Annotated in this window: 18 protein-coding genes; 6 read left to right on the top strand and 12 right to left on the bottom strand. The window is 70.9% G+C overall.

What is annotated here, in order from left to right; genetic code table 11:
- Nucleotides 1–7 precede the first annotated feature (7 nt).
- From UA75_RS25840 to glnA, 3 genes are all read right to left on the bottom strand, one after another.
- Nucleotides 8–946: an ion transporter gene (locus UA75_RS25840; protein ID WP_075742469.1), complete on the bottom strand. Its 939-nt coding sequence runs from the start codon at nucleotides 944–946 to the stop codon at nucleotides 8–10.
- Nucleotides 947–1,120: 174 nt separating this feature from the next.
- Nucleotides 1,121–2,056 (bottom strand): ion transporter, encoded by a 936-nt coding sequence (locus tag UA75_RS25835; protein WP_075742468.1) that lies wholly within the window; start codon nucleotides 2,054–2,056, stop codon nucleotides 1,121–1,123.
- Nucleotides 2,057–2,658: 602 nt separating this feature from the next.
- The gene (gene glnA, locus UA75_RS25825) at nucleotides 2,659–4,083 is read right to left on the bottom strand and encodes a type I glutamate--ammonia ligase (RefSeq protein ID WP_075742466.1); all 1,425 of its coding nucleotides are present in this window, start codon (nucleotides 4,081–4,083) and stop codon (nucleotides 2,659–2,661) included.
- Nucleotides 4,084–4,330: 247 nt separating this feature from the next.
- On the opposite strand from glnA, the gene UA75_RS25820 reads away from it, so the two are divergent.
- Nucleotides 4,331–4,801, top strand: a complete 471-nt coding sequence (locus UA75_RS25820; protein WP_075742465.1) for an RDD family protein — start codon at nucleotides 4,331–4,333, stop codon at nucleotides 4,799–4,801.
- Nucleotides 4,802–5,367: 566 nt separating this feature from the next.
- Here the strand turns inward: UA75_RS25820 and UA75_RS25815 are convergent.
- The 3 genes from UA75_RS25815 to UA75_RS25805 all read right to left on the bottom strand — a co-directional run bounded on the left by UA75_RS25815 (nucleotide 5,368) and on the right by UA75_RS25805 (nucleotide 8,473).
- A complete protein-coding gene (locus tag UA75_RS25815) occupies nucleotides 5,368–6,096 on the bottom strand; it encodes a DUF4191 domain-containing protein (protein WP_075742464.1) in 729 nt (242 codons plus the stop codon).
- 154 nt (nucleotides 6,097–6,250) lie between these two features.
- Nucleotides 6,251–7,252: a lipoyl synthase gene (gene lipA / locus UA75_RS25810; protein WP_075742463.1), complete on the bottom strand. Its 1,002-nt coding sequence runs from the start codon at nucleotides 7,250–7,252 to the stop codon at nucleotides 6,251–6,253.
- A 291-nt stretch (nucleotides 7,253–7,543) separates the two neighbouring features.
- Entirely contained in the window at nucleotides 7,544–8,473 is a 930-nt protein-coding gene (locus UA75_RS25805; RefSeq protein WP_075742462.1) for an oxidoreductase, read from the bottom strand.
- Between the two features lie 103 nt (nucleotides 8,474–8,576).
- On the opposite strand from UA75_RS25805, the gene UA75_RS25800 reads away from it, so the two are divergent.
- Nucleotides 8,577–9,524, top strand: coding sequence for an LLM class F420-dependent oxidoreductase (locus UA75_RS25800; protein ID WP_075742461.1), 948 nt, complete (start codon nucleotides 8,577–8,579; stop codon nucleotides 9,522–9,524).
- A gap of 207 nt (nucleotides 9,525–9,731) precedes the next feature.
- Here UA75_RS25800 and lipB read toward each other — a convergent pair whose 3' ends face one another.
- The 4 genes from lipB to lpdA form a co-directional block, all read right to left on the bottom strand.
- Nucleotides 9,732–10,508, bottom strand: coding sequence for a lipoyl(octanoyl) transferase LipB (gene lipB, locus UA75_RS25795; RefSeq protein ID WP_075744217.1), 777 nt, complete (start codon nucleotides 10,506–10,508; stop codon nucleotides 9,732–9,734).
- A gap of 31 nt (nucleotides 10,509–10,539) precedes the next feature.
- Complete coding sequence (locus tag UA75_RS25790) at nucleotides 10,540–11,430, bottom strand: TIGR01777 family oxidoreductase (RefSeq protein WP_075744216.1); 891 nt, start codon at nucleotides 11,428–11,430, stop codon at nucleotides 10,540–10,542.
- A gap of 334 nt (nucleotides 11,431–11,764) precedes the next feature.
- Complete coding sequence (gene sucB / locus UA75_RS25785; RefSeq protein WP_075742460.1) at nucleotides 11,765–13,504, bottom strand: 2-oxoglutarate dehydrogenase, E2 component, dihydrolipoamide succinyltransferase; 1,740 nt, start codon at nucleotides 13,502–13,504, stop codon at nucleotides 11,765–11,767.
- Between the two features lie 54 nt (nucleotides 13,505–13,558).
- Nucleotides 13,559–14,941 (bottom strand): dihydrolipoyl dehydrogenase, encoded by a 1,383-nt coding sequence (lpdA, locus tag UA75_RS25780; protein ID WP_075742459.1) that lies wholly within the window; start codon nucleotides 14,939–14,941, stop codon nucleotides 13,559–13,561.
- A 431-nt stretch (nucleotides 14,942–15,372) separates the two neighbouring features.
- On the opposite strand from lpdA, the gene UA75_RS25775 reads away from it, so the two are divergent.
- Nucleotides 15,373–15,723 carry an oxidoreductase gene (locus tag UA75_RS25775; RefSeq protein WP_075744215.1) on the top strand — a complete coding sequence of 117 codons (351 nt, stop codon included), beginning with the start codon at nucleotides 15,373–15,375 and terminating at the stop codon, nucleotides 15,721–15,723.
- A 679-nt stretch (nucleotides 15,724–16,402) separates the two neighbouring features.
- Here the strand turns inward: UA75_RS25775 and UA75_RS25770 are convergent.
- Nucleotides 16,403–17,899 (bottom strand): leucyl aminopeptidase, encoded by a 1,497-nt coding sequence (locus UA75_RS25770; RefSeq protein WP_075744214.1) that lies wholly within the window; start codon nucleotides 17,897–17,899, stop codon nucleotides 16,403–16,405.
- A gap of 423 nt (nucleotides 17,900–18,322) precedes the next feature.
- Here UA75_RS25770 and UA75_RS34770 point away from each other — a divergent pair, with 423 nt between their 5' ends.
- The 3 genes from UA75_RS34770 to UA75_RS25755 all read left to right on the top strand — a co-directional run bounded on the left by UA75_RS34770 (nucleotide 18,323) and on the right by UA75_RS25755 (nucleotide 22,007).
- Entirely contained in the window at nucleotides 18,323–19,579 is a 1,257-nt protein-coding gene (locus UA75_RS34770; protein WP_232237448.1) for a hypothetical protein, read from the top strand.
- A gap of 11 nt (nucleotides 19,580–19,590) precedes the next feature.
- Nucleotides 19,591–20,718 (top strand): glycine cleavage system aminomethyltransferase GcvT, encoded by a 1,128-nt coding sequence (gene gcvT / locus UA75_RS25760; RefSeq protein ID WP_075744213.1) that lies wholly within the window; start codon nucleotides 19,591–19,593, stop codon nucleotides 20,716–20,718.
- Nucleotides 20,719–20,906: 188 nt separating this feature from the next.
- The gene (locus tag UA75_RS25755; protein WP_075742457.1) at nucleotides 20,907–22,007 is read left to right on the top strand and encodes a branched-chain amino acid aminotransferase; all 1,101 of its coding nucleotides are present in this window, start codon (nucleotides 20,907–20,909) and stop codon (nucleotides 22,005–22,007) included.
- A 106-nt stretch (nucleotides 22,008–22,113) separates the two neighbouring features.
- Here UA75_RS25755 and cobS read toward each other — a convergent pair whose 3' ends face one another.
- Entirely contained in the window at nucleotides 22,114–22,863 is a 750-nt protein-coding gene (cobS, locus tag UA75_RS25750; RefSeq protein WP_075742456.1) for an adenosylcobinamide-GDP ribazoletransferase, read from the bottom strand.
- Nucleotides 22,864–23,045: the final 182 nt, after the last annotated feature.

The raw sequence follows: 23,045 nt of genomic DNA, 5'->3' as shown, positions 1-23,045 counted from the left end.
GGTTCGGTCAGAGCCTGCGCCGGGGCGACCGGCGCCGCCTGCCCTTCTTCGTCGGTGCCGCCGCCTTCGGTGCCGCCGCCGTCGGTCGGCCGTTGCCGTCGGGCGTCGTGCCCGTCGACTCGACGCCCCCCGATGTCGAGCCGTTGGAGGTGCCGGGCTGCACGCCGCGAAGCTCGGCCAGCTGCGTACGCAGGATTCGAAGTTCGGCCATCACCAGGTTGTGCTGTGCGGCCTCGATGTCCTGGTCTTCCTTCCAGCGCTCTGCGGAGAGCTGGACCTCCATCGTGCTCACCAGCACTGCCAGCAGCAGGTTCAGCACGATGAACGAGGTCACCACGATGTAACCGACGAAGAAGACCCAGGCCGCCGGATGGACCGCCATCACCGGGTCGGCGATGTCCTGCCACCCCTCCAGGGTCATCACCTCGAACAGCGTGAAGAGCGAGCTGCCGAGGTCGCCGAAGTGCTCCGGGGCGGCGTCTCGGAAGAGCTGGACGCCGACGACGGCGCCGGTGTAGAGCACGAGCAGTAACAGCGCGAGGATCGACAGCAGCCCTGGGATCGCGCTCAATAACGCGCCGACGACGCGACGCATGCTGGGGACCTGGGAGATCAGTCGCAACGCCCGCATGATGCGCAGGGCGCGCAGTACGGCGAAACCTTCGGTGGCGGGTACCAGCGCGATACTGACCACCACGATGTCGAACCAGTTCCACGGGTCGCGGAAGAAGTCGAGACGGTAGGCGTAGAGCCGAGCGGTCAGCTCGACGACGAAGATGCCGAGCGCGATCATGTCGATGGTGTGGATCAGCGTCCCGTACCCGGCCATCAGGCTCGGCGAAGTCTCCAGTCCGAGGCCGATCGCGTTGACCACGATGACCCCGACGATGAATCTGGTGAACCACGGGGAGTCGACGACGGCACGGACACGGTCTCGATTGGTCACGAATGCTCCACGGATGGTGACGATCAGATCGTGATCAGACTATCCAGCGTCACCCCCGGGATCGATTGCTTTCACGGGAGGCTGTGGATCGATCCGGAGCGGCCTGCGACGCTGCTCAGCTTCGGGACGACCGGGTGATCGGGCGGAGCAACAGCCGCAGTCGGAGTGGCCGGATCAGGCTGCGGGCTCCGGCAGCCTGTCGGGCTTCTCGTGGGACGGCAGGGCGGCGTCCGCTCGCGCTCCGTGTTGCGCGGCCTCGGCGCGGCCTGCGGTCGGATCGACCTGATCGATGCCGTCGGCCGGGCCGCCGGTCTGCCGGGGGAGGGCGGCCTGCACCTCGGCCAGTTTGTCGTACAGCATCCGCAGCTCGTCCATCACGCGCGCGTGCTGCACGGCCTCGATGCTCTGGTCCTCCTCCCAGCGTTCGGCCGAGAGCTGGTTCTCCATGGTGCTCACCAGGACCGCGATCAACAGGTTCAGCACGATGAACGAGGTCACCACGATGTAGCCGATGAAGAAGATCCAGGCCGCCGGGTAGACGGCCATTACCTCCTCCGCGATCCCCTGCCAGCCTTCCATCGTCATGACCGCGAACAGGGTGAACAGCGAGGTCGTGAGATCGCCGAACAGCTCGGGCGCCGCGCCCCGGAAGAGCTGGACGCCCACGACGGCGCTCGTGTAGAGCACGAGGAGCAGCAGACCAAGGATCGAGAGCAGGCCCGGGATGGCGCTCAGCAGCGCGGTCACGACCCGCCGCATGCTGGGAACCTGCGAGATCAGCCGCAACGCCCGCATGATGCGCAGCGCCCGCAGCACGGCGAAGGTCTCGCCCGCCGGGACCAGTGCGACCCCGACCACCACCATGTCGAACCAGTTCCACGGGTCGCGGAAGAAACGGAGTCGGTAGGCGTAGAACTTGGCGGCCAGCTCGACGACGAAGATGCCGATCGCGGTGAGGTCGACGGTGTGGATCAGAGTGCCGTACTCGGCCATCAGCCCCGGCGAGGTCTCCAGGCCGAGGCCGACCGTGTTGACGACGATGACCCCGATGATGAACCTGTTGAACCACCGCGCGTCGACGACGGCGCGGACCCGCTCTCGGCTGGTCACGAATTCTCCACAAGATGGTGACGATCAGATACCCATCAGCCTATCGAGATCCAGATGAGAACGATCTTTCTCGATCGTGCGAGTCGTGAGATGACTCCGTGTTCAGCTCAGGGCAGAACGCGGGCCCGTGCGGTGCCGAGGATCGCGGCTGACTCCGGGCTGCCGCGTGGCTCCGCCTGCCGGGTGACGAGTCCCCCCGCGCGGCCCGGCTCGAGGCTGGGGCGAAGTGCCCGGCCGTGCCGCCGTGGCGGTCCGAGGTGCGAGGGGCAGGCCGCGGGCGCCTGCCGGCCCGCCGTCGGGGCAGGGCCTGCCGGATCATCCGCCGCTGCGGCCGGGCGGGCCGGGTTCGATGGCGAGCAGCCGCAACGCGTCGAGCCACGCGACCATGCCGGTCGGCACACCGAGCCGCGGCCGCCACAGGCCGTTCCGTGTGCGGACGGCGGCGGGGAGCCGGGGCCTGGAGACACGACGAGAGCGGCGGCTGAGGGGATGCCTCAGCCGCCGCTCTCCTGACGCGCTCGACCGTTGGTCCGGCTCACGACCCGGGTACGGCCGGGAGTCGGTCGCCGGCCACGAGAACCCTGGCCGGGACCGCGCCTCGATCACACGTCGTAGTACAGCGCGAACTCGTGCGGGTGCGGGCGAAGTCTGATCGGGTCGATCTCGTTCTCGCGCTTGAGCTTGATCCAGGTCTCGATCAGGTCGGGGGTGAACACGCCGCCCTCGAGCAGGTAGTCGTGGTCGCTCTCGAGCTTGTCGATGACGGCGGGCAGCGTGCTGGGCACCTGCGGGACGCCCTTGGCCTCCTCCGGCGGAAGCTCGTAGAGGTCCTTGTCCACGGGCGCGACCGGCTCGATCTTGTTCTTGATCCCGTCGAGGCCCGCCATCATCTGCGCGGCGAACGACAGGTACGGGTTGCCCGACGCGTCGGGGCAGCGGAACTCGACGCGCTTGGCCTTCGGGTTGCTGCCGGTGATCGGAATCCTGATGCACGCGGAGCGGTTGCGCTGCGAGTACACGAGGTTGACCGGGGCCTCGTAACCGGGAACGAGCCGGTGGTAGGAGTTCACCGTGGGATTGGTGAACGCCAGCAGGCTCGGCGCGTGGTGCAGCAGACCGCCGATGTAGTAGCGGGCGGTGTCGGACAGGCCGCCGTAGCCGGACTCGTCGTAGAACAGCGGCTTGCCCGCGTTCCACAGCGACTGGTGGGTGTGCATGCCCGAGCCGTTGTCGCCGAACAGCGGCTTGGGCATGAAGGTCGCGGTGCGACCGGCCTGCCATGCCGTGTTCTTGACGATGTACTTGAAGAGCTGGAGGTCGTCCGCGGAGTGCAGCAGCGTGTTGAACTTGTAGTTGATCTCGGACTGCCCGGCGGTGCCGACCTCGTGGTGGGCGCGCTCGACGGTGAAGCCCGACTCGATCAGGTTCAACGTGATCCGGTCGCGCAGGTCACCGAAGTGGTCGGTCGGCGCGACGGGGAAGTAGCCGCCCTTGTAGCGGACCTTGTAGCCCTTGTTGCCGCCCGGCTCGTCCTCGCCGCTGTTCCACCAGCCCGCCTCGGAGTCGATCTCGTAGAACGACGAGTTCGCGGTGGTGTCGAAACGGACCGAGTCGAACAGGTAGAACTCGGCCTCCGCACCGAAGAACGCCTGGTCGGCGACTCCGGAGGATGCCAGGTACTCCTCGGCCTTACGTGCGACGTTGCGCGGGTCGCGGCTGTAGGGCTCGCGGGTCAGCGGGTCGTGCACGAAGAAGTTGATGTTCAGGGTCTTCTCGGCCCGGAACAGATCAAGCCGCGCGGTGTAGGGGTCGGGCAGCAGCAGCATGTCCGACTCGTGAATCGACTGGAAGCCGCGTACCGAGGAACCGTCGAAGGCGAACCCCTCGGTGAACGCGTCGGCGTCGAGGGTCGCGGCCGGGACGGTGAAGTGCTGCATGATTCCCGGCAGATCACAGAACCGGATATCGACGAACTTCACGTCCTCATCGGCGATGAACCGCAGGACCTCATCGGCATTGCTGAACACCCTTAACGGCTCCTTCGTCAGATCGGGACCATGGGGCGGCTACCGGCCACTCGGGCAGCGAAGACCCTGCCCGGTCGGGCAGTGCCGTCCCTCCCACCGGTCTAATGCCACCGGCTCACGGCGAAGCTAGGTGGCCCGTGTTGCCCACTCATCAACCGGATGTTTCGACCACGTTAACTGGCCTGCGGGTTCGCCGAGCGGCACGACCCGCCGTGATCGCCTTCACCAGGCGGTTTACTCTGGACTGGTGAACAGGCTGACCGGATCCTGGCTGACCGGACCATCCTCGGCGCTGCCGCCGGGGGAACGACCGGAGCAGGTCCGGCAGGACTGGCGCGGCCAACGCCTCGGGCTGCCCGAGCACGGACCCGACTCGGTCGCCGGTAAGGGGAGCCGGGCCGTCGCCCTGCTGGTCGACCTGCTGCTGTCCGCGCTGATCGCAGGCCTGTTCACCGCGCCGGAACTGCCGAGGAACTGGAGCCTGCTCGTCTGGGCGCTGCTGACCATCCTGCCGGTGGCCACCGTGGGCTTCACCCCCGGGATGGCCCTGCTGGGCATTCGCGTCGCGAGGGTCGGCGACATTCCCGCCGTCGGTCCGCTGCGCGCCATGGCGCGCACCGCGCTCATCTTCTTCATCGTGCCCGCGCTGATCTGGGACGCCGACTCCCGAGGGCTGCACGACAAGGCCGCCGGGACCGTGGTCGTCCGATCGCGATGAGCGTCGCCGCGCCCATCCGCCGACGGTCGTCGAACTCCACGGCCGAGGAGTGCGGCCGGTCGTCATCGGGACTGAGGCCTGCGCCGCCCGTCGGCCCGCGCCGACGGCCTCGACCGTCTGATCCGGCATGCCTCGGGGCGGCGCCGTGGGCGGGTGGTGAACCGGTGAAACGGGATCGGACGGGCCGCATGCCGTCGTGGGCAGCCACCGCGATCGCACGGCCGGTTCCGGACGACGTCTGACGGGCCCGTCTGATGCGGTACCGCCCCTGACACATCGGGGGGCCAGTCGGCAGGCACGTCAGGCACGAAAGGGCAGTCTGCCGGTTCTCGTGCGCGGCCGCCCCGCGAACCGGCCGCCCCGCGAACGGAAGGCCTGCCGAGCCGATCCGAACCATTGAAGGCGGAATCGGTCGCAGCGCGGCACGCCCTCGATCCGCTGCCGAACTCCCCGAGCGCTCGAGGCCGAGACGACGAACGGGCCGCCGAGAGGCGGCCCGTTCGGTCTGACGTGGTGACGGCCCTGACTGGACACCAGCGTCGGCGGCGGTGCGGATTCGGCGTGGGTCAGCGACGGCGCACGGTGCGCTGCATGCTGCGCATCTTCGAGCCCTGCGGCATCGGGCCCTTGGGCAGCGGCACGCCCTTGCTGGCCAGCGCGGCCAGCCGGGTCTCGATGACGTCCATCTGGGCCACCGTGATGTTGCGGGGCAGTTTCGCCAGGTGAGCCTGGATCTTGGAGAGCGGCACCTGCTTCTCGTCGTTCCCGACGATCACGTCATAGATCGGGGTGTCGCCGACGACGCGGGCGATGCGCTTCTTCTCCTGGCCGAGCAGGTTCTTGACCCGGTGCGGGGCGCCCTCACCGACCAGGATGATGCCCGGCCTCCCGATCACCCGGTGCACGGCGTCGAGATGGGCCGTCCCGGCGACGGCGTTGGTCACTCGCCACCGGCCGCGCAGGTTCTCCAGCGCCCAGCCTGCCGCGCCCGGCTGACCGTCGGCCTTGCGATACACGTTGCGCTGCACGCGGCGACCGAAGATGACCACGGCGGCCAGCAGACCGAAGGCGATGCCGACCGGCAGGAAGACCCACTGGAGTCCCCAGATGAAGCCGAGGCCGAAGATCGCCCCGGCGACCACGAGTAGCGCGCCGACCATCCACGGGATGAGTCCGCGATCCTCGCGGCGCTGCATCTTGAACGCCTCGAAGATCTGCTTGCGACGCTCTCGGGAAGCCTGGCGTCGCTGCTTCGCCGCTTCCTTGGCGGCAGCTTTATCCAGCTTAGGGGCCATGGCCCTAGGATACGGCCGACGTCGTGACCGGTGGGCGGCCGGTCCGCCCACCGCCGTGACCGTCATCGGACGGTCACGAAGGGTGAGCGGATCCGGTCGCCTGAGCGTCTCTTCTGGGCGGCTCCCGCAGGCCGGGACCCGCTCTCGTGCCTGCTCAGCGGGCCAGCAGCGCGGCGGCCTCCTGAGCGGCAGGCTGCTCGTCGGCCAGGTGCAGCAGGTTCTCAGGCAGTGCCTCGCCCCGGTGCGCCTTCGTCCGGGCGAACAGCCTGCCCGCGCGGTACGACGAACGCACCAGCGGGCCCGCCATGACGCCTGCGAAGCCGATCTCCTCGGCCGCCTGCTGGTGGGAGACGAACTCCTCGGGCTTCACCCAGCGGTCCACCGGGTGGTGTCGAGTGCTCGGCCGCAGGTACTGAGTGATGGTCAGGATCTCGCAGCCTGCCTCGTGGAGGTCGCGCATCGTGGCCACCACCTCGGCGGGCTCCTCGCCCATCCCGAGGATCAGGTTCGACTTGGTGACCAGGCCCGCCGCACGGGCGGCCGTGATGACCTCGAGCGAACGGTCGTAGCGGAAGGCGGGGCGCATCCGTCGGAAGACGCTCGGCACGGTCTCCAGATTGTGCGCCAGCACCTCCGGCCTGCTGCTGAAGACCTCGGCGAGCTGGTCGGGATCGGCGTTGAAGTCCGGGATCAGCAGTTCGACGCCGGTTCCGGGGTTGAGCCGGTGGATCTCCCGGACCGTCTCGGCGTAGAGCCAGGCGCCGCCGTCGTCGAGGTCGTCCCGGGCGACGCCGGTGACCGTGGAGTACCGCAGGCCCATGGCCTGGACCGACTCCGCCACCTTGCGCGGCTCGGCACGATCGAGGGCATCCGGCTTGCCGGTGTCGATCTGACAGAAGTCGCATCGACGGGTGCACTGCCCGCCGCCGATGAGGAACGTCGCCTCACGGTCTTCCCAGCACTCGTAGATGTTGGGACAGCCCGCCTCCTCGCAGACCGTGTGCAGTCCCTCGCGGCGCACCAGGCTCTTGAGTTCGCGGAACTCCGGGCCCATGCGCGCGCGGGTCTTGATCCAGGATGGCTTCTTCTCTATGGGCGTCTGGCTGTTGCGAACTTCCAGACGCAGCAGCTTCCGTCCCTCCGGTACGACCGTCACGCGGCCCAGCCTACGCCGCCGTTTCCCGTGGTGGCGGCGGCGTAGGCGCCCGGACTCGTGGTCGCCGAGGCATCGGGAGGCCTGCGGGAAGCGACGGTCATCGTCGTCCCAGCGCACCGGTGTTCTCGCGGCTTGTCTGTGATCCCTGCCGTCGGAGTCGCGCGGGGCAGTCGCGGCGATCTGCGGCTGCGTCGTCGGTCCTCATGACTCCGTCGCGGCTTCCTCCGGTCGCCGTGCGGCTTCGTCCACGCCGATCCCCGTTCCCGACGGAGCGGGACCGAAGGCAGGCCCTCAGACGGGGTCGGGGGTTACCGAGGTCAGTTCGGCGGTGATCTCCCAGAGCCTGCGGGCATCCGAGATGCTCTGCGCCTCGGCGGAGGTCGCCACCCGCTTGGGCCCGCCACGCAGCTCGCCAAGGCCGTCGGGACCGAAGTAGTCCCCGCCACGGACGTCGGCCATGGTGGCCGCGTAGAGCAGCGGGAGGGCGCCCTGCTCCGGCGACTGTCCGGTCGTCTTACTGAAGAGGTTCGCCGCCTTCTCGATGAAGTCCGAGGCACGCATCCTGGCGGAGTTGGCCGCCAGCTCGGTGTCGACGATGCCCGGATGCGCGGCGACGCTGAGCACGTCGGCGCCGTCGGTGCGAAGTCTGCGGTCGAGTTCGAACATGAAGAGCAGGTTCGCGATCTTCGACTGGCTGTAGGCCTGGCCGGAGTTGTATCTGCGCTGATCGAAGTTCGGGTCGTCCAGGTCCAGCCCGCGTCCCTTGTGGGTGAAGCTCGACACGGTGACGACCCGTGCTCCCGGTCGCTGTCGGAGTCGGGGCATCAGCAGCCAGGTGAGGGCGGCGTGTCCGAGATGGTTGGTGGCGAACTGCAGTTCGAAGCCCTCTGCGGTGCGCTTGAGGGGAGTGGCCATCACCCCCGCGTTGTTGATCAGCAGGTCCAGGCCCTCCGGGGCGCGTTCGCCGACCTCGGCGGCCGCCCGACGTACCGAGGCGAGGTCGGCGAGGTCGAGCTCGAGCAGCTCGGCCCGGCCGCCTACCGACGTGATCTTCTCCACGACGGCAGTACCGCGCTCGACCGACCGCGCCGCCACCAGCACCCTGGCGTTGCGCGAGGCCAGCGCCACCGCGCAGGCTCGGCCGATGCCGGAGTTGGCGCCGGTGATCAACGCGACTCGGTCTGACTGATCTGGAATATCCGTGATGGTCCACTTCGCCATGAGGACATCAATACCCGCTTCGGCTCGGCAGAGCGACACCGACCCCGAACGGCCCTGCACGGTGGGACAGGCGGTCGGGCGGTCGGGTCGTAGCCTGGGGAGCGTGACTGACAGCCTCACTCTCCGTATCTTCACCGAGCCCCAGCAGGGTGCCTCCTACGACGACCTGCTCCGGCTCGCTCGGCATGCCGAGGAGACCGGCTACGACGCCTTCTTCCGCTCCGACCACTACCTCTCGATGGGCGACGGCAGCGGCTTGCCGGGCCCCACCGACGCCTGGGTGACCCTGGGGGCTCTGGCACGGGAGACCGCCACGATCCGGCTGGGCACGCTGGTGACCGCCGCGACCTTCCGGTACCCCGGCCCGCTGGCCGTCGCGGTCGCCCAGGTCGACCAGATGTCGGGTGGTCGAGTCGAGTTCGGGCTCGGCACCGGCTGGTTCGCCCGCGAGCACACCGCCTACGGCATCCCGTTCCCGCCGATCGGGGAGCGCTTCGACCTGTTCACCGAGCAGCTGGAGGTCATCACCGGGCTCTGGGCGACCGAGGAGGGCGAGACCTTCTCCTACGACGGAACGCACTACCGGCTCGTCGACTCGCCCGCGCTGCCCAAGCCGGTGCAGCGGCCGGGGCCGCCGGTGGTGATCGGCGGCAGCGGCAAGAAGCGGACTCCGAGGCTGGCCGCGAGGTTCGCCGACGAGTTCAACCTGCCCTTCGTCGACGCCGACACGGCTGCGGCCCAGTTCGACCGGGTCAGGGCCGCCGCCGTCGACGTGGGCCGGGACCCCGGTGAGATCCGGTGGTCTGCCGCCCAGGTGTTGTGCGTCGGGCGGGATGACGCCGAGCTCGTCCGGCGGGCCGAGGCGATCGACCGGAAGCCCGCCGAGCTGCGCGAGAACGGCCTCGCGGGCTCGCCCGCCGAGGTGGTCGACAAGCTCGGCCGCTGGCGGGAGCGCGGCGGCATCGACCGGATGTACCTCCAGGTCCTGGACGTGACCGACCTGGAGCACATCGAGCTGGTCGCCGCCGAGGTCGTCCCGCAGCTCGGCTGACCCGGGCGGGCCGACGTCTGCCCGCCGGCGGGTGGTCGGAGAGCGCGCGCAGGCCGGATGCGCCGTCCACCGCCGGCTGCGGCAGGCTCGCGCCCGGCTGTCTGTCCGGCGGGCCGGCGAGCCGAGGCCTGTGCCGGAGCCGTCCCGCCCGCGGTGACCCCCGGCGAGGCGAACTCCCGGACGGTCTTCAACAGCGCCCGGCCGGGGTCAGCCTCGCGGCACCAGGCTGGGGGCCAGGGCGAAGGTGGCCGGATCGAGCACCGGCTCGGTTCCGCCTGCCCTGGCGTCGCGTTCGCTGATCGGCAGGATGCCCTCGATCGCGTCCAACACCGCCTGCTCGGCCAACGGCAGGACCTCGGCCACGGTCACCGGTCGATCCAGCTCCTGGCTCAACGAGGTCACCCCGGCGTCGCGAATGCCGCAGGGCACGATCCGATCGAAGGCCGCCAAATCGGCGTCGCAGTTGATCTCGAAGCCGTGCATGGTGACGCCGCGCTGCACCCGGATGCCGATGGCCGCGATCTTGCGCTCGATCCCGCGATCGTCGGCGGGCAGCCAGACGCCGCTGCGTCCCTCCACCCGGCCGGTGTGGACGCCGAGCTGGTCGCACACGCTGATCAGCGCCTGTTCCAGCCTGCGCACGTAGTCGACGACGTCGATCGGGTCCCGCAGCGCGATCAGCGGATAACCGACGAGCTGACCCGGCCCGTGCCAGGTGATCTTCCCGCCCCGGTCGACGTCGACCACCGGGGTGCCGTCCGAGGGGCGGTCCTCCTGCTGGGTCCGCTTGCCCGCCGTGTAGACCGAGGGATGTTCCAGGAGCAGCAGCGAGTCCGGACCCTGTCCGTCGGCACGGGCGGCGGCGAGCTCTCGCTGCCGGTCCCAGGCCTGCACATAGTCGATACGGCCGATCCGCTCGACGAGCACGGGTTCCGCGCTCGCCCGGCAGGACGCGCTGCGCGCCGATGCGTTCGTCTGAGGCACGAGCACGACCCTACGCCCGCAGGCGCTGGTCTCATCCGCCGACGGTGGCGGGCAGGCAGGAGTCGACGGTCGGATGCGCGAACTGGAAGCCGTGACGGGCCAGCTCGCGGGGGACCGCTCGCTGTCCGGTGAGGATCATCTCGTCGGCGGCGCCGCCCACCACCGCCCGCAGCGCGAAGCCGGGAACCACCCAGGGTGCGGGCCTGCCCACGGCGGTGGCCAGCGCCCTGGTGAAGTCGTCATTGGTCACCGGAGCGGGTGCGGTGAGGTTGACCGGGCCGGAGATCGACTCGTTCTCGATCAGGAAGCACAGCGCGGCGACGTGGTCTTCCAGGGAGATCCAGGACATGTACTGCCTGCCGCTGCCCAGTCTGCCGCCGAGCATGGCCGAGAAGAGCGGGCGCAGCCTGCCCAGCAGGCCGCCGGAGCGCGCGAGCACGATGCCGCTCCTGGCGATCACGAGCCTGCCGCCCGAGGCGGTGGCCCCGGCGGCGGCGTCCTCCCAGTCCACGCACAGCCCGGCCACGAAGCCTGCGCCTGCCGGGGCGCCCTCGTCGACGGCGCGGTCTCCGGTGTCGCCGTAATAGCCGACGGCCGAGCCGTTGACCAGCACCGGGACTCCCGCGTCCGCGACGGCGCCCGCGAGCACCTCGCTGGGAACGAGCCTGCTGTCGCGGATGATCTGCTGGCGGCCGTCACTCCATCGGCGATCCAGGATGCCCACGCCGCACAGGTTGATCACCGCGTCCGCACCGTCGAGCGCACCCGGCTCGATGACGCCGGACGGCGGGTCCCAGCTCCGCTCGTCCGGTGCGGCGGCGGCCCGGCGGACCAGCCGGACGACCTCGTGGCCGCGCCGCCGAAGCAGTGCGACACAGGCGGTGCCGATCAGTCCCGAGGAGCCCGCGATCACGATGCGCATGGCGTGATCGTCGCCGATCGGCATCCAGAATGCGAGTTCTCTCCCGGTATCGGGCGGGTGCACCACGGGAGTCGGTCTGCCACTGGGCGTGCAGACCGGCTTGCGGCCGGGCCCGCTCGATCGGCGGCTCCTGATCGACCGCAGTGGGGGACTGTCGGGCAGTCGACCTGCGGGTTCGTCGTCCGATGATCGACCTCTTCCGGCGGGCGGGCGGGCGGCCGGACGCCGCCGACCATCGGCCGATTCGGGGGCGAGACGCGATCAGGCCCCCGAACCAGAACGGTTCGGGGGCCTGACGTGATCGGGTGTCACCCGGCAAGCCGGGTCGGCGGATCTAGAGACCCAGATCGGCCTCGAAGGCGCCCTCTTCCAGCCGCTGCTTCATGGTGGAGAGGAACCGGGCCGCGTCCGCGCCGTCGACGAGTCGGTGGTCGTAGGACAGGGCCAGGTAGACCATCGAGCGGATGGCGATGGTGTCGCCGCCCGCCTCGTCGCTGACCACGACCGGGCGCTTCACCACGCTGCCGACGCCGAGGATGCCGACCTGCGGCTGGAACACGATCGGCGTGTCGAACAGGGCGCCCCGGCTGCCGGTGTTGGTCAGGCTGAACGTGCCGCCGCTCAGCTCGTCCGGGGTGATCTTGTTCGCCCTGGTGCGCTCGGCGAGATCGGTGATCTTGCGGGCCAGGCCGCCGAGGTTCAGGTCACCCGCGTTGTGGATGACCGGCACGAGGAGGCCTCGGTCGGTGTCCACCGCGACGACCAGGTGCTCGGCACCGTGGTAGGTGATCTCCTTGGCCTGCTCGTTCACCGAGGCGTTGAGCTTCGGGTGCTGCTTGAGCGCCTCGACGGTGGCCTTGGCGAAGAACGGCAGGAAGGAGAGCTTGACGCCTTCCCGCTCCTGGAACGCCTTCTTGGCCCGGTCGCGCAGGCGGGCGATCTTCGTGACGTCGACCTCGACGACCGTGGTGAGCTGCGCCGAGACCTGGAGCGACTCGACCATCCGCTGGGCGATGACCTGGCGGAGCCTGCTCATCTTCTCGGTCTTGCCGCGCAGTGCGACGGCCTCCGCACTGGGCCCGCCTGCCGGGGCGGCGGCCGGGGCCTGTGTCGGGGCGGCGGGCGCGGGAGCCTTGGCCGCCTCCACTGCGGCGAGGACGTCCTGCTTGCGGATCCGACCGCCGACGCCGGTACCGGTCAGCGTCGCCAGGTCGATGCCGTGCTCGGTGGCGAGCTTGCGCACCAGCGGGGTCACGTACGGCGCGGCGTCGTTCCCGGTCGCCGGGGCCGCTGCCGGGGCGGCAGGGGGCGTGGGCGCCGGGGCAGCGGGTGCCGCCTGCTGGGCCGGGGCCGGGGGAGCTGCCGGGGGCTGCTCGGCGGGCTTCGGCTGCTCGGCCGGGGCAGGCGCCGCAGGCTCGGGCTCGGCGGCCGGGGCGGGTGCTGCGGGTGCAGCCGCGCCTGCCGCGCCGACGACGGCGAGCTGCGCGCCGACCTCGACGGTCTCGTCCTCTTGGACGGAGATCTCCAGCAGCGTGCCTGCCACCGGCGAGGGGATCTCGGTGTCGACCTTGTCGGTGGACACCTCCAGCAGCGGCTCGTCGACGGCGATGGAGTCGCCGACCTGCTTCAGCCAGCGAGTCACGGTGCCCTCGGTGACGCTCTCGCCGAGCGCGGGCATCGGCACGGACGTGCCCTCGCCACCACCCTGCGGCGCGGCGGGCTCGGACTGCTGCGGGGCCGGGGCCTCCTGCTCGGCGGCAGCCGGGGCCTGCGTCTCCTGGGCGGGGGGTTCGGGTGCGGACTCCGCAGGTGCGGACGGAGCGTCCGCGCCGCCGGAGCCGTCGTCGATGACGGCCAGCTCGGCGCCGACGTCGACGGTCTCGTCCTCCGGGGCGACGATGCGCTGCAGGATGCCTGCCGCCGGGGAGGGGATCTCGGTGTCGACCTTGTCGGTGGACACCTCCAGCAACGGCTCGTCGACCTCGACGCGGTCGCCTTCCTGCTTGAGCCACCGGGTGACGGTGCCCTCGGTGACGCTCTCGCCGAGTGCGGGCATCTGGACGGAGAAGGCCATGTTTCGCTGACTCCTCGAACTAGTCGCTCGTTGGGGATGTTCCTCGCGCCGGCATCAGGCGTGGGCGTGCAGGGGTTTGCCGGCCAGGGCGAGGTGCGCCTCGCCGAGGGCTTCGTTCTGGGTGGGGTGTGCGTGGATCAGGGGGGCGACGTCCTCGGCATGGGCCTCCCAGTTGTAGATCAACTGCGCCTCGCCGATCAGCTCGCCGACGCGGGCTCCGACGAGGTGGACGCCGACGACCGGGCCGTCCTCTCCCTTGGCGCCCGCCTTGACCAGCTTCACCGCACCCGAGGTCTTGAGGATCTGGCTCTTGCCGTTGCCGCCGAGGTCGTATACGAGGGTCTGCACCGCGCCGTACTTCTCGGCCGCCGCCGCCTCGGTCAAGCCCACGGAGGCGACCTCCGGCTCGCAGTAGGTGACGCGGGGGATGCCCGTCTCGTCGATCGGCGTCGGGTCCAGCCCGGCGATCTGCTCGGCGACGAAGATGCCCTGCTGGAAGCCTCGATGGGCCAGTTGCAGGCCGGGGACGATGTCGCCCACCGCGTAGACGTTCGGCAGGTTGGTCCGCAGCAGGTCGTCGGTCTGGACGAAGCCCCGATCCATCGCCACGCCCGCCTCCTCGTAGCCGACGCCCGAGGTGCTGGGCCCCCGTCCGACGGCGACGAGCAGCAGGTCGGCGTCGAGCTGCTCGCCCGATTCCAGGCTCACCGACACACCGGCGTCGTTCTGGGTGACGCCGCTGAAGCGGACCCCGGTCTTGTACGCGATGCCCCGCTTGCGGAACGCGCGCTCGAGCTGCTTGGACAGGAACTCGTCCTCGGCGGGGACGAGCCTGGGCAGCGCCTCGACGATCGTGACCTCCGCGCCGAAGGAGCGCCACACGCTGGCGAACTCCACGCCGATGACGCCGCCGCCGAGCACCACGACCCGGTCCGGGACGTAGTCCAGTTCCAGCGCCTGGTCACTGGTGATGACGCGGCCGCCCAGCTCGAGACCGGGCAGGCTCTTGGCGTACGAGCCGGTGGCCAGCACCACGTTCCTGCCGGTGTGGCGGATGCCGTCCACCTCGACGGAGTTCGGACCGACGAAGGTGCCCTCGCCCTCGACCACGGTGATCTTCTTCGACTTGATCATGCCCTGGAGACCCTTGTAGAGCCTGCTCACCACGCCGTCGCGGTAGGCGTTGACGCCGGTCATGTCGATGCCCTCCAGGGAGGTCTTGACGCCGAAGGCGTCTCCTCCCCTGGCAGAGTCGGCGATCTCCGCGGCGTGCAGCAGCGCCTTGGTCGGGATGCAGCCTCGGTGCAGGCAGGTGCCGCCCAGCTTGTCCTTCTCGATCAGAACGACGGACAGGCCCAGCTCAGCCGCGCGCAGCGCGCACGCGTAACCGCCGGAGCCGCCACCGAGGATCACGATGTCGGCGGAGGTGTCAGCCACGGGATCTCCTTGCGAACGCATCGACAGGGTGGTCGCGTATATATCGGATGCAGCGCCGGTCGTCGCTGGTACCCGACGCCATCTTGTCACCACGCCGGGCGTGTCGGCGACGCGGCCTCGACCGGCCCTGTTCGGCCGCCGTGTCGGATGCCCGTGCCGGATGCCGCCGATGCCCTCGGCAGGCGGCGGCATCCCCGTCCTCGCTCGGACCACGCGCGGACCGACGCGCCGTGACCGGTCGCGGCCCGATCTCCACTCGGGCGGCCTGCGGTGATCCGGGGGCGACGGCGCCTTCGCCAGGCCCCTCGCCGCGTCGGCGCCCGACGGCCGATGACGGATCATGAAACGAGCTTGGATTGATCGGCCTGGACGTCACCGCCGTGACACCTCCGGCCGGCAGGATCGAGGCAATAACGAAGGAGGTGTCCGTTGTGGGCCTTTTCGATAGGTTTCGCAGGAGTCAACGTCCTGGAACGACCCGCGTGGCAAGCAAGGACGACACGAGTCATCTGGAACAGTGGGCTGCCGCTCGACGCGGGGTGGAGGCCTTCGTCGAGCCGAAGACCACGGTCACGGAGACGACGATCGTCTTCGTCGCCCACGACGGCGAGTGGACCCGGCGTCGGATCGCCGGACCGGAGGCGGCCAAACAGCTGGCCAAGAAGCTGGCCATGCCCGTGTACGACGTCGGGCTCGTCGGCTATCCGCAGCGGATGCGCGACTTCCAGGCTCGGCAGCGCTCGGCACGGAAACAGGAGCAGCGCCGCCGCATGGAGGACTGAGCCCGAGGGCTGGGGGACCGGTCGACTGAGCCCGGCCGCCTGGCGGGCGAGCCGCGTCGGACGACGGCGCAGCTCAGACGGCCGATGGCTTCGGTGACCGGTGAGCAGGCCGACCGCGCGGACGATCGCCGGACCGGCGGGCGGCGACGAGCCCGGCCCCAGGCCTGCGGCCCGTGGTGCCGGGTCGGTGTCGGATGAGCCGCCCGACCGGCGTGCCGGTGCGCTGTTGGATCGGATGCCTGCGCCAGGCGGCGCACTCGGCGGTGTCGCGGCGGAGGATCACCGCCGATCTCGTGGCCCGTCGGGACGAGCGTCGTAGCCTTCGACGAGTCGGGGTCCGTCTGGACGCAGGCCGGGCCTGCGAGGCCGATGGCTGATCTCGCCGATCTCACCGAGACCGCCCGGCAGTGGCACCGGATGCGTTCGGCCGGAGCAGGTCGGGTTCTGTAGCGGGAGCCGCCCTGGTCGGCGGGGTCTGCTCGGCGTCGAGGCGCCGCAGCCCGACCGACGGTGATCGAGAGGGCTGCGCGTCCGCGGCGATCGCGCGGGGTGTGCCTCGACCACGACACGAGAAGCGCCCCGGTGAGTCTCGACTCACCGGGGCGCTGCTGCCTCCGCCGGACCGTGGCTGCTTTCGCCTCAGTCCTGCTCAGTCCTGCTCGGCTCAGCCCTGCTCGGCTCAGCCCTGCTCGGCGATGTCGGCGAGCACGGCGGCGATGGTGCGCACCGGGACGCCGGTCCCGCCCTTGGGGGTGTAGCCCCACGGGGCCTTGTCGTTGTACGACGGCCCCGCGATGTCGATGTGCGCCCACTCCAGGCCCTCGGCGACGAACTCGCGCAGGAAGATCCCGGCGGCGAGCATCCCGCCCCAGCGGTGACCGGTGATGTTGGCGAGGTCGGCCAGCTTGGAGTCCAGGTCGCCGCGCAGCTCCTCGGGCAGCGGCATCGCCCAGCCGCCCTCGCCGGTGGCGCGGGCCAGACCCGCGACCCGGTCGCGGAAGTCGTCGGAGCCCATGATCCCGGCGGTCCGCTTGCCCAGCGCCACGACCTGCGCCCCGGTGAGGGTGGAGGTCTCGATGAGGTAGTCGGGCTCGTCCTCGGCGGCGCGGGTGATCGCGTCGGCCAGGATCAGCCTGCCCTCGGCGTCGGTGTTGAGGACCTCGACGGTCTTGCCGCCGAACATGGTGAGCACGTCGCCCGGCCGGTAGGCGGTGCCGGACGGCAGGTTCTCGACCAGCGGCACCGTCGCGGTGATCTCCAGCGGATAGCCCAGTTCGGCGGCGAGGACCACGACGGCCACGACGGCGGCGGCGCCCGCCATGTCGCTGGTCATGTGGTGCATGTCGGCTGCGGGCTTGAGCGAGATCCCGCCGCTGTCGAAGGTCACGCCCTTGCCGACCAGTGCGACCTTCTTGCCCGCCTTGGGGCCCTTGTACCGCAGGCGGAGCAGGCGAGGCGGTCGGGAGGAGCCCGCGCCGACGCCGAGGATGCCGCCGTAGCCGTCCCTGGCCAGCGCCTGCTCGTCGAGCACCTCGAAGTCGACGTCGGTGCCGCGGAGCAGGTCGGCGGTGCGCTGCGCGAAGGACTCGGGGAAAAGGTCGTTGGGCGGGGTGTTCACCAGGTCGCGGGCGGAGTTGACCGCCTTCGCGATGGCGGCGGCGGCCGTCAGGGTCGCGGTGGCGTCACCGTCCTGTTCCGGCGTCCTGGCGAACGTGACGGAGTTCAGTGCCCGACCCTCTTCGGTCGACTTGTACTGGTCGAAGCGGTAGGCGCCGAGCGCGGTGCCCTGTGCGGCGGCGGCCAGGTCGATCGTCGACAGGGTGCTCACCACCTGCGCGACGTCGTCGCCCAGCGCCCTGGCTGCCGCACCCGAGGCGCGTCGGACCTGTTCGGCGGTGAGCCCGCCGTCCTGGTCGGCCTTGCCGAGCCCCACCGCGATGAGCAGTGGTGCGGTGACCCGACCCTGCGTCGGGATCTTGACGACCTCGTCGGCGCGGCCGGTCGCACCCACCACCGTCAGCAGCGCGGCGAGACCACCGGGGAACGCCGCGTCGACCGAGTCCGATCCCGGTGCGGGCGTGGCGCCGTCCGTGCCCTGCACGGTGCCGATGATCAGGGCGTCTGCTGTCAGGCCGACAGGATCACTGTCGGTGACGGCAAGCGTGGGGCTGCTCACGTGAGGCTCCTTCGCGACGTGTTCTCGCCCCGGCACGCGATTCGTGGGCGGGGCCGTGCTTCTGCTGCGCATGGTAGAACCACGGTGAGCTGGGTGTTCCAGCTCCCCGAACATCGATTTCCGTCGCCAGTGGCACGCAGGCTGCCGTAGTCGGTGTCCGATGTTCGACGGGCCGATGCGACTGCCAGGAGAAAGGGCCGCCGAAGCACTCGACGTCGACCGGCGGGCGGCGGGGGACCTCGTGGACGGCGGGTCTTCGTCGGCACCCGGCGGGGTGTCGGGCGGCTGCCCCGCCGGGGTGACGACGAGGGACATCGAGCCGGTGTTCGGGCCTGCCCGGCTGGCGTCGACTACGTTCCGTGCTGATTGGTCTCCACGATCGGGCGGCTACCCGCCGAGAGTGATCTCTGGAACGGTGTAGAGGTGACGCAACTGTTGACGTGTGTTCGGCGCACGTTGCCACTGCGACTGCTCAGCTCGGTGACCGTGGCGCTGGGCTGTCTGCTCGGTGTCGGCGTCTTCCTCGTACCTGCGCTGGGCGTCGCGACGGCAGGTCCCTGGCTTCCACTCGCGGTCTTGGCGGCTCTCCTCGCCGCCTGGTGCACCGTGTCGTCGTCTGCGGTGCTGGCCTCGGCTCGCGGTCGGGCCGGGGACTCCGGTTCGCGACAGCACGGCACCCACATCGACCTACGTGATCACCTCGGCGTGTGGCCTGCCCGACTCAGCAGCGTGGCCTTCCTGGCCGGTCAGGTGATCCTGGCCGCCGGGATCGCGGGCGTCCTGACCGATCACCTCTGGCCCGGCGGGCGATCGTGGTCCGGCCCGCTGGTGATCGCGGTGGCGACGACGCTCGTGATCGCGCGGCTGCCCCGCCCACGCGGGCTCGGCCTGCTGCCGGTCCTGGTCGTGGGCGTGCTGGCGATCGTGGTGGCCGCCGCAGTGGCTCTGGAGCCCGCCCCGAGCGGGGCGCCCGTACCGGTCGTCGAGATCAGCGGGGTGGCGGAGGCGGCGGCCATGGCCTTCGTCGCCTTCTGCGGCTTCGAGCGATTCACCACCCGCGGTGCTCGCCCGCGCAGCGGTGTGATCGCGCCGATGACCATCGCCCTGCTCGCCTCGGCCGCCCTGATCCTGATCGTGGCCTTCGCGGGATGGCACCAGCTCGGCCCGCATCGGCTCGGGCTGTCGCCGACGCCGCTGCTCGATCTCGTCGTCGCCGCAGACGCCGCCCCGCTGGCCACGCTCGTCGGCATCGCGGCGCTGGCGGCCATGCTGCCCCCGGTGATCGCCGCGCTCACCTCGGCACGGGACGCGATGCGGGTGTCGATCGTGGAGGGCGACGTGCGCTGGCCCTCGCGTGCCCGCTCCGACGCGTCGGAGCCGAGCTGGTCAGTGGAACTGGTCGTCGGACTCGCCGCCTGTGTCGCGGTCCTCGTGCTCGCCCCGGCCGCCGTACTGGCCATGGGCGTCTGCCTGCTGCTCACGCATTACGCGTTCCTGAACGCCTCGGCACGGCTGATCGCGGGCGAGCAGGACACGGCCTCGGCGCGGCGCGGCTGCACGGGGATGTTCGCCTCGGTGATCCTCGCGATGAGCCTGCCGGTGGCTGCGCTCGCGGGCACCGCGCTCGTCCTCGCCTTCGGCGCCGCCGCGCTCGCGCTCACCGCGAGGCCGTGGCGGTAGCCTCCGCGATCGTGAGCCAGAGCAACGAGTCATCGAAGCCAGAATCGCGTCGTGGTCCGCTGCACCGGGCCCACGAGTCGCTGGGCGCCGTCTTCGCCCCGTTCGGGGGCTGGGAGATGCCGATCCAGTACGACGGCGGCGGGGTCGTCGCGGAGCACGGCGCCGTCCGTGACTCGGTGGGGATCTTCGACGTCTCCCACCTGGGCAAGGCCACCGTCGCCGGGCCGGGAGCCTCGGAGTTCGTCAACGCGTGTCTCAGCAATGACCTGCGTCGGATCTCGGCGGGTCGGGCGCAGTACACCCTGTGCTGCACCGAGGACGGCGGCGTCGTCGACGACCTCATCGCCTACCTCGTCGGCGACGACGAGGTGTTCCTGGTGCCGAACGCGGCCAACACGGCCGAGGTCGTGCGGCGGCTGAGCGCGGCGGCGCCGGACGGCGTGACCGTGACCGGGCAGCATGAGGACTTCGGCGTCCTCGCGGTGCAGGGTCCCCGTTCGGCCGAGGTGCTCGGCGCGCTGGGGCTGCCCGCCGACCTGGACTACATGGCGTTCGCCGACGCCCCGTGGCGCGGCACGACGGTGCGCGTCTGCCGGACCGGCTACACCGGGGAGCACGGTTACGAGCTGGTGCCTGCCTGGGACGACGCGCCCGCGTTGTGGGACGCGTTGTCGGCAGCGGCCGCCGCCGTCGGCGGCCGGGCCTGCGGACTCGGGGCCAGGGACACGCTGCGCACCGAGATGGGCTACGCGCTGCACGGTCACGAGCTCTCGACGGAGATCAGCCCGCTGCAGGCCTCCGCGAGCTGGGCCGTCGGCTGGAAGAAGGACGCGTTCTGGGGTCGAGACGCGCTGCTGGCCGAGAAGAAGGCGGGCCGGGCTCGCAGGCTGCGCGGCCTACGCGCGCTGGGCAGGGGCGTCCCGCGTGCGGACATGACCGTGCGCGACGGCGACGGCGCGGCCGTCGGCCGGACCACCTCCGGCACGTTCTCCCCGACGCTCAAGACCGGCATCGCCCTGGCCCTGCTCGACACCTCGGCCGGGGTGGAACTCGGTTCGGAGGTCGTGGTGGACGTGCGGGGCAGGCCGCTGGCCTGTGCGGTCGTCGCGCCGCCGTTCGTGGAGTCCCACGTCCGCTGACCTCGTCGTCGATCCCGGCGGAGATCAGGCCGGTCGCGGCGGGTCCGGGATCGACGTGGCCGGTCGCGGTCGCCCCGGCGTGCGACGGCGGTGCGTCGACCCGCCGATGCGCCGATCGGAAAGATATCGGATCTCCAACAATAGGGGAGGCGATGCTCGGAGCACGGACCGAGTATTAGGCTGCCGGTATGACCTCGGTGTTGCCATTCTCCCGGACCCTGAATCCGAGCCCCGCCACGCCGGAACGCATCGCCGAGGTACTCGCGAACCCCGGCTTCGGTCGGCACTTCACCGACCACATGGTGCGCATCGACTGGACCGCCGATCGGGGCTGGCACCAGGCCGGTGTGCTGCCGTACGCGCCGTTCGAGATCGACCCGGCGGCGATGGTCCTGCACTACGGCCAGTCCATCTTCGAAGGCCTCAAGGCATACCGGCAGGCGGACGGCACCGTGGCGACCTTCCGCCCGGAGGACAACGCCGCTCGATTCCGATCCTCCGCCCGCAGGCTGGCGATGCCGGAGCTTCCCGACGAGCTGTTCCTCGGCTCGTTGCATGAACTGGTCGAGGTGGATCGACACTGGGTGCCGGAGCACGCCGAGGAGTCGCTGTACCTACGGCCGTTCATGTTCTCCATCGAGATCGGCCTCGGCGTGCGACCTGCGGCCGAGTACGCCTACCTGCTGATCGCCTCGCCCGCAGGCGCCTACTTCGCGGGCGGGCTCAACCCGGTCACCGTCTGGCTGAGCACCGAGTTCGTCCGCGCTTCGCCCGGCGGCACCGGGGCGGCCAAGTTCGCGGGTAACTACGCGGCCTCCCTGCTCGCGCAGGCCCAGGCCGCCGAACAGGGCTGCGATCAGGTGGTCTGGCTCGACGCGGTGGAGCGCCGCTGGGTCGAGGAGATGGGCGGCATGAACCTCTGCTTCGTGTGGGGTTCCGGCGCGGACGCGACCATCGTGACCCCCGAGCTCACCGGCACGCTGCTCGCGGGCGTCACCAGGGACTCCCTGCTCCGGCTGTCCCGCGACCTCGGTTACCGGACCGAGGAGCGTCGGGTGTCGGTCGAGGAGTGGGAGTCCGGCGTGGCCTCCGGCGAGATCACCGAGGTGTTCGCCTGCGGCACGGCGGCGGTGATCACGCCGGTCGGCGGCGCCAGGTACGAGGGCGGCAGCTTCGTCATCGGCGACGGCAAGACCGGCGCGGTGACCCAGCGGCTGCGCGATGCGCTGATCGCCATCCAGCGCGGCACCGCACCCGACGCCCACGGCTGGATGCACAGCTTCGGCTGAGTCTCGCGACAGACCAGGGCCGCCTCGCGATTCGTCGCGGGCGGCCCTTCGTCGTCGGCGGGTGCCCGGCCGGTGACGTGCTGACGTGACTGTCGCCGCCCAGCCTTCAGTGAGCGGCGGCTGCGGCGACCAGGACGATGGTCACGGCCGTCTCGCAGGCCGCGCCGAGGACGTCTCCGGTCATGCCGCCGAAGCGTCGAGTGGTGTGTCGAGAGAGGACGGCCACCGCGCCGAAGGCGGCAGGCACGCCGATCCCCAGTACCCACGGGTTCTGCGGTGCCGTCGCGACGGCCGCGATCAGGAGCACTGCCCACCAGCCGAGCCCGACCGACCGGCGTTGGCTGCCCGCCACCAGCGCGCCGAGTCCGTCGGGCCGGGCCGCAGGCACCCCGCGTCGCGCACACCAGACGAAACCCGCTCGCCCGGCCGCGAGCGCCACCGGGAGGACGTACCAGGCGCCCGCCTCGGCCAGCGCCGCGAGGGAGGCCGCCTGCACGCCGAGCAGGATGACGAGGGTGACGACCGCGAACGGGCCTGCGCCGCCGTCCCGCATCACCGCCAGCGCGCGCTCCCGCGAGCCGTAACAGCCGAGTCCGTCGGCGGTGTCGGCGAGACCGTCCAGATGCATCCCCCGCGTGGCCAATGAGAGGAAGCCCACGGTGAGCAGGCCCGTGGCCGCCGAGGGGACCCCGATCACGGTGAGGCCGAGCAGCACACCTGCGCCGAACAGCCCGAGCAGCGCGCCCACCAGCGGCGCCAGCATGATCGCCTGTCGCGCCGCGCGGGCGTCGACGACCCTGGTCGGCACCGGCAGCACGGTGAGCCAGCTCAGTGCCAGTCGAACGCCGTCTCCCATGTCGCCGCCTCCCCGCCCTCGATGTCGTCGTCTCGGATCTCGTCGTCGCGTGGCGAGACGAGTGCACGCGGCCGGGACGGTGTCGACGAGGCGGATCGGCGTCGCGCCTCCCCAACGGACGGCGGCCGTCCGGCGATGCGGTTCATCGGACGAGGCCGCCCACGGAGCACGGAGCACGGAAC

This window comes from Actinoalloteichus sp. GBA129-24 (assembly GCF_001941645.1).
GTDB lineage: Bacteria > Actinomycetota > Actinomycetes > Mycobacteriales > Pseudonocardiaceae > Actinoalloteichus_A > Actinoalloteichus_A fjordicus.
This window is presented reverse-complemented; position numbering and strand designations above follow the sequence as displayed.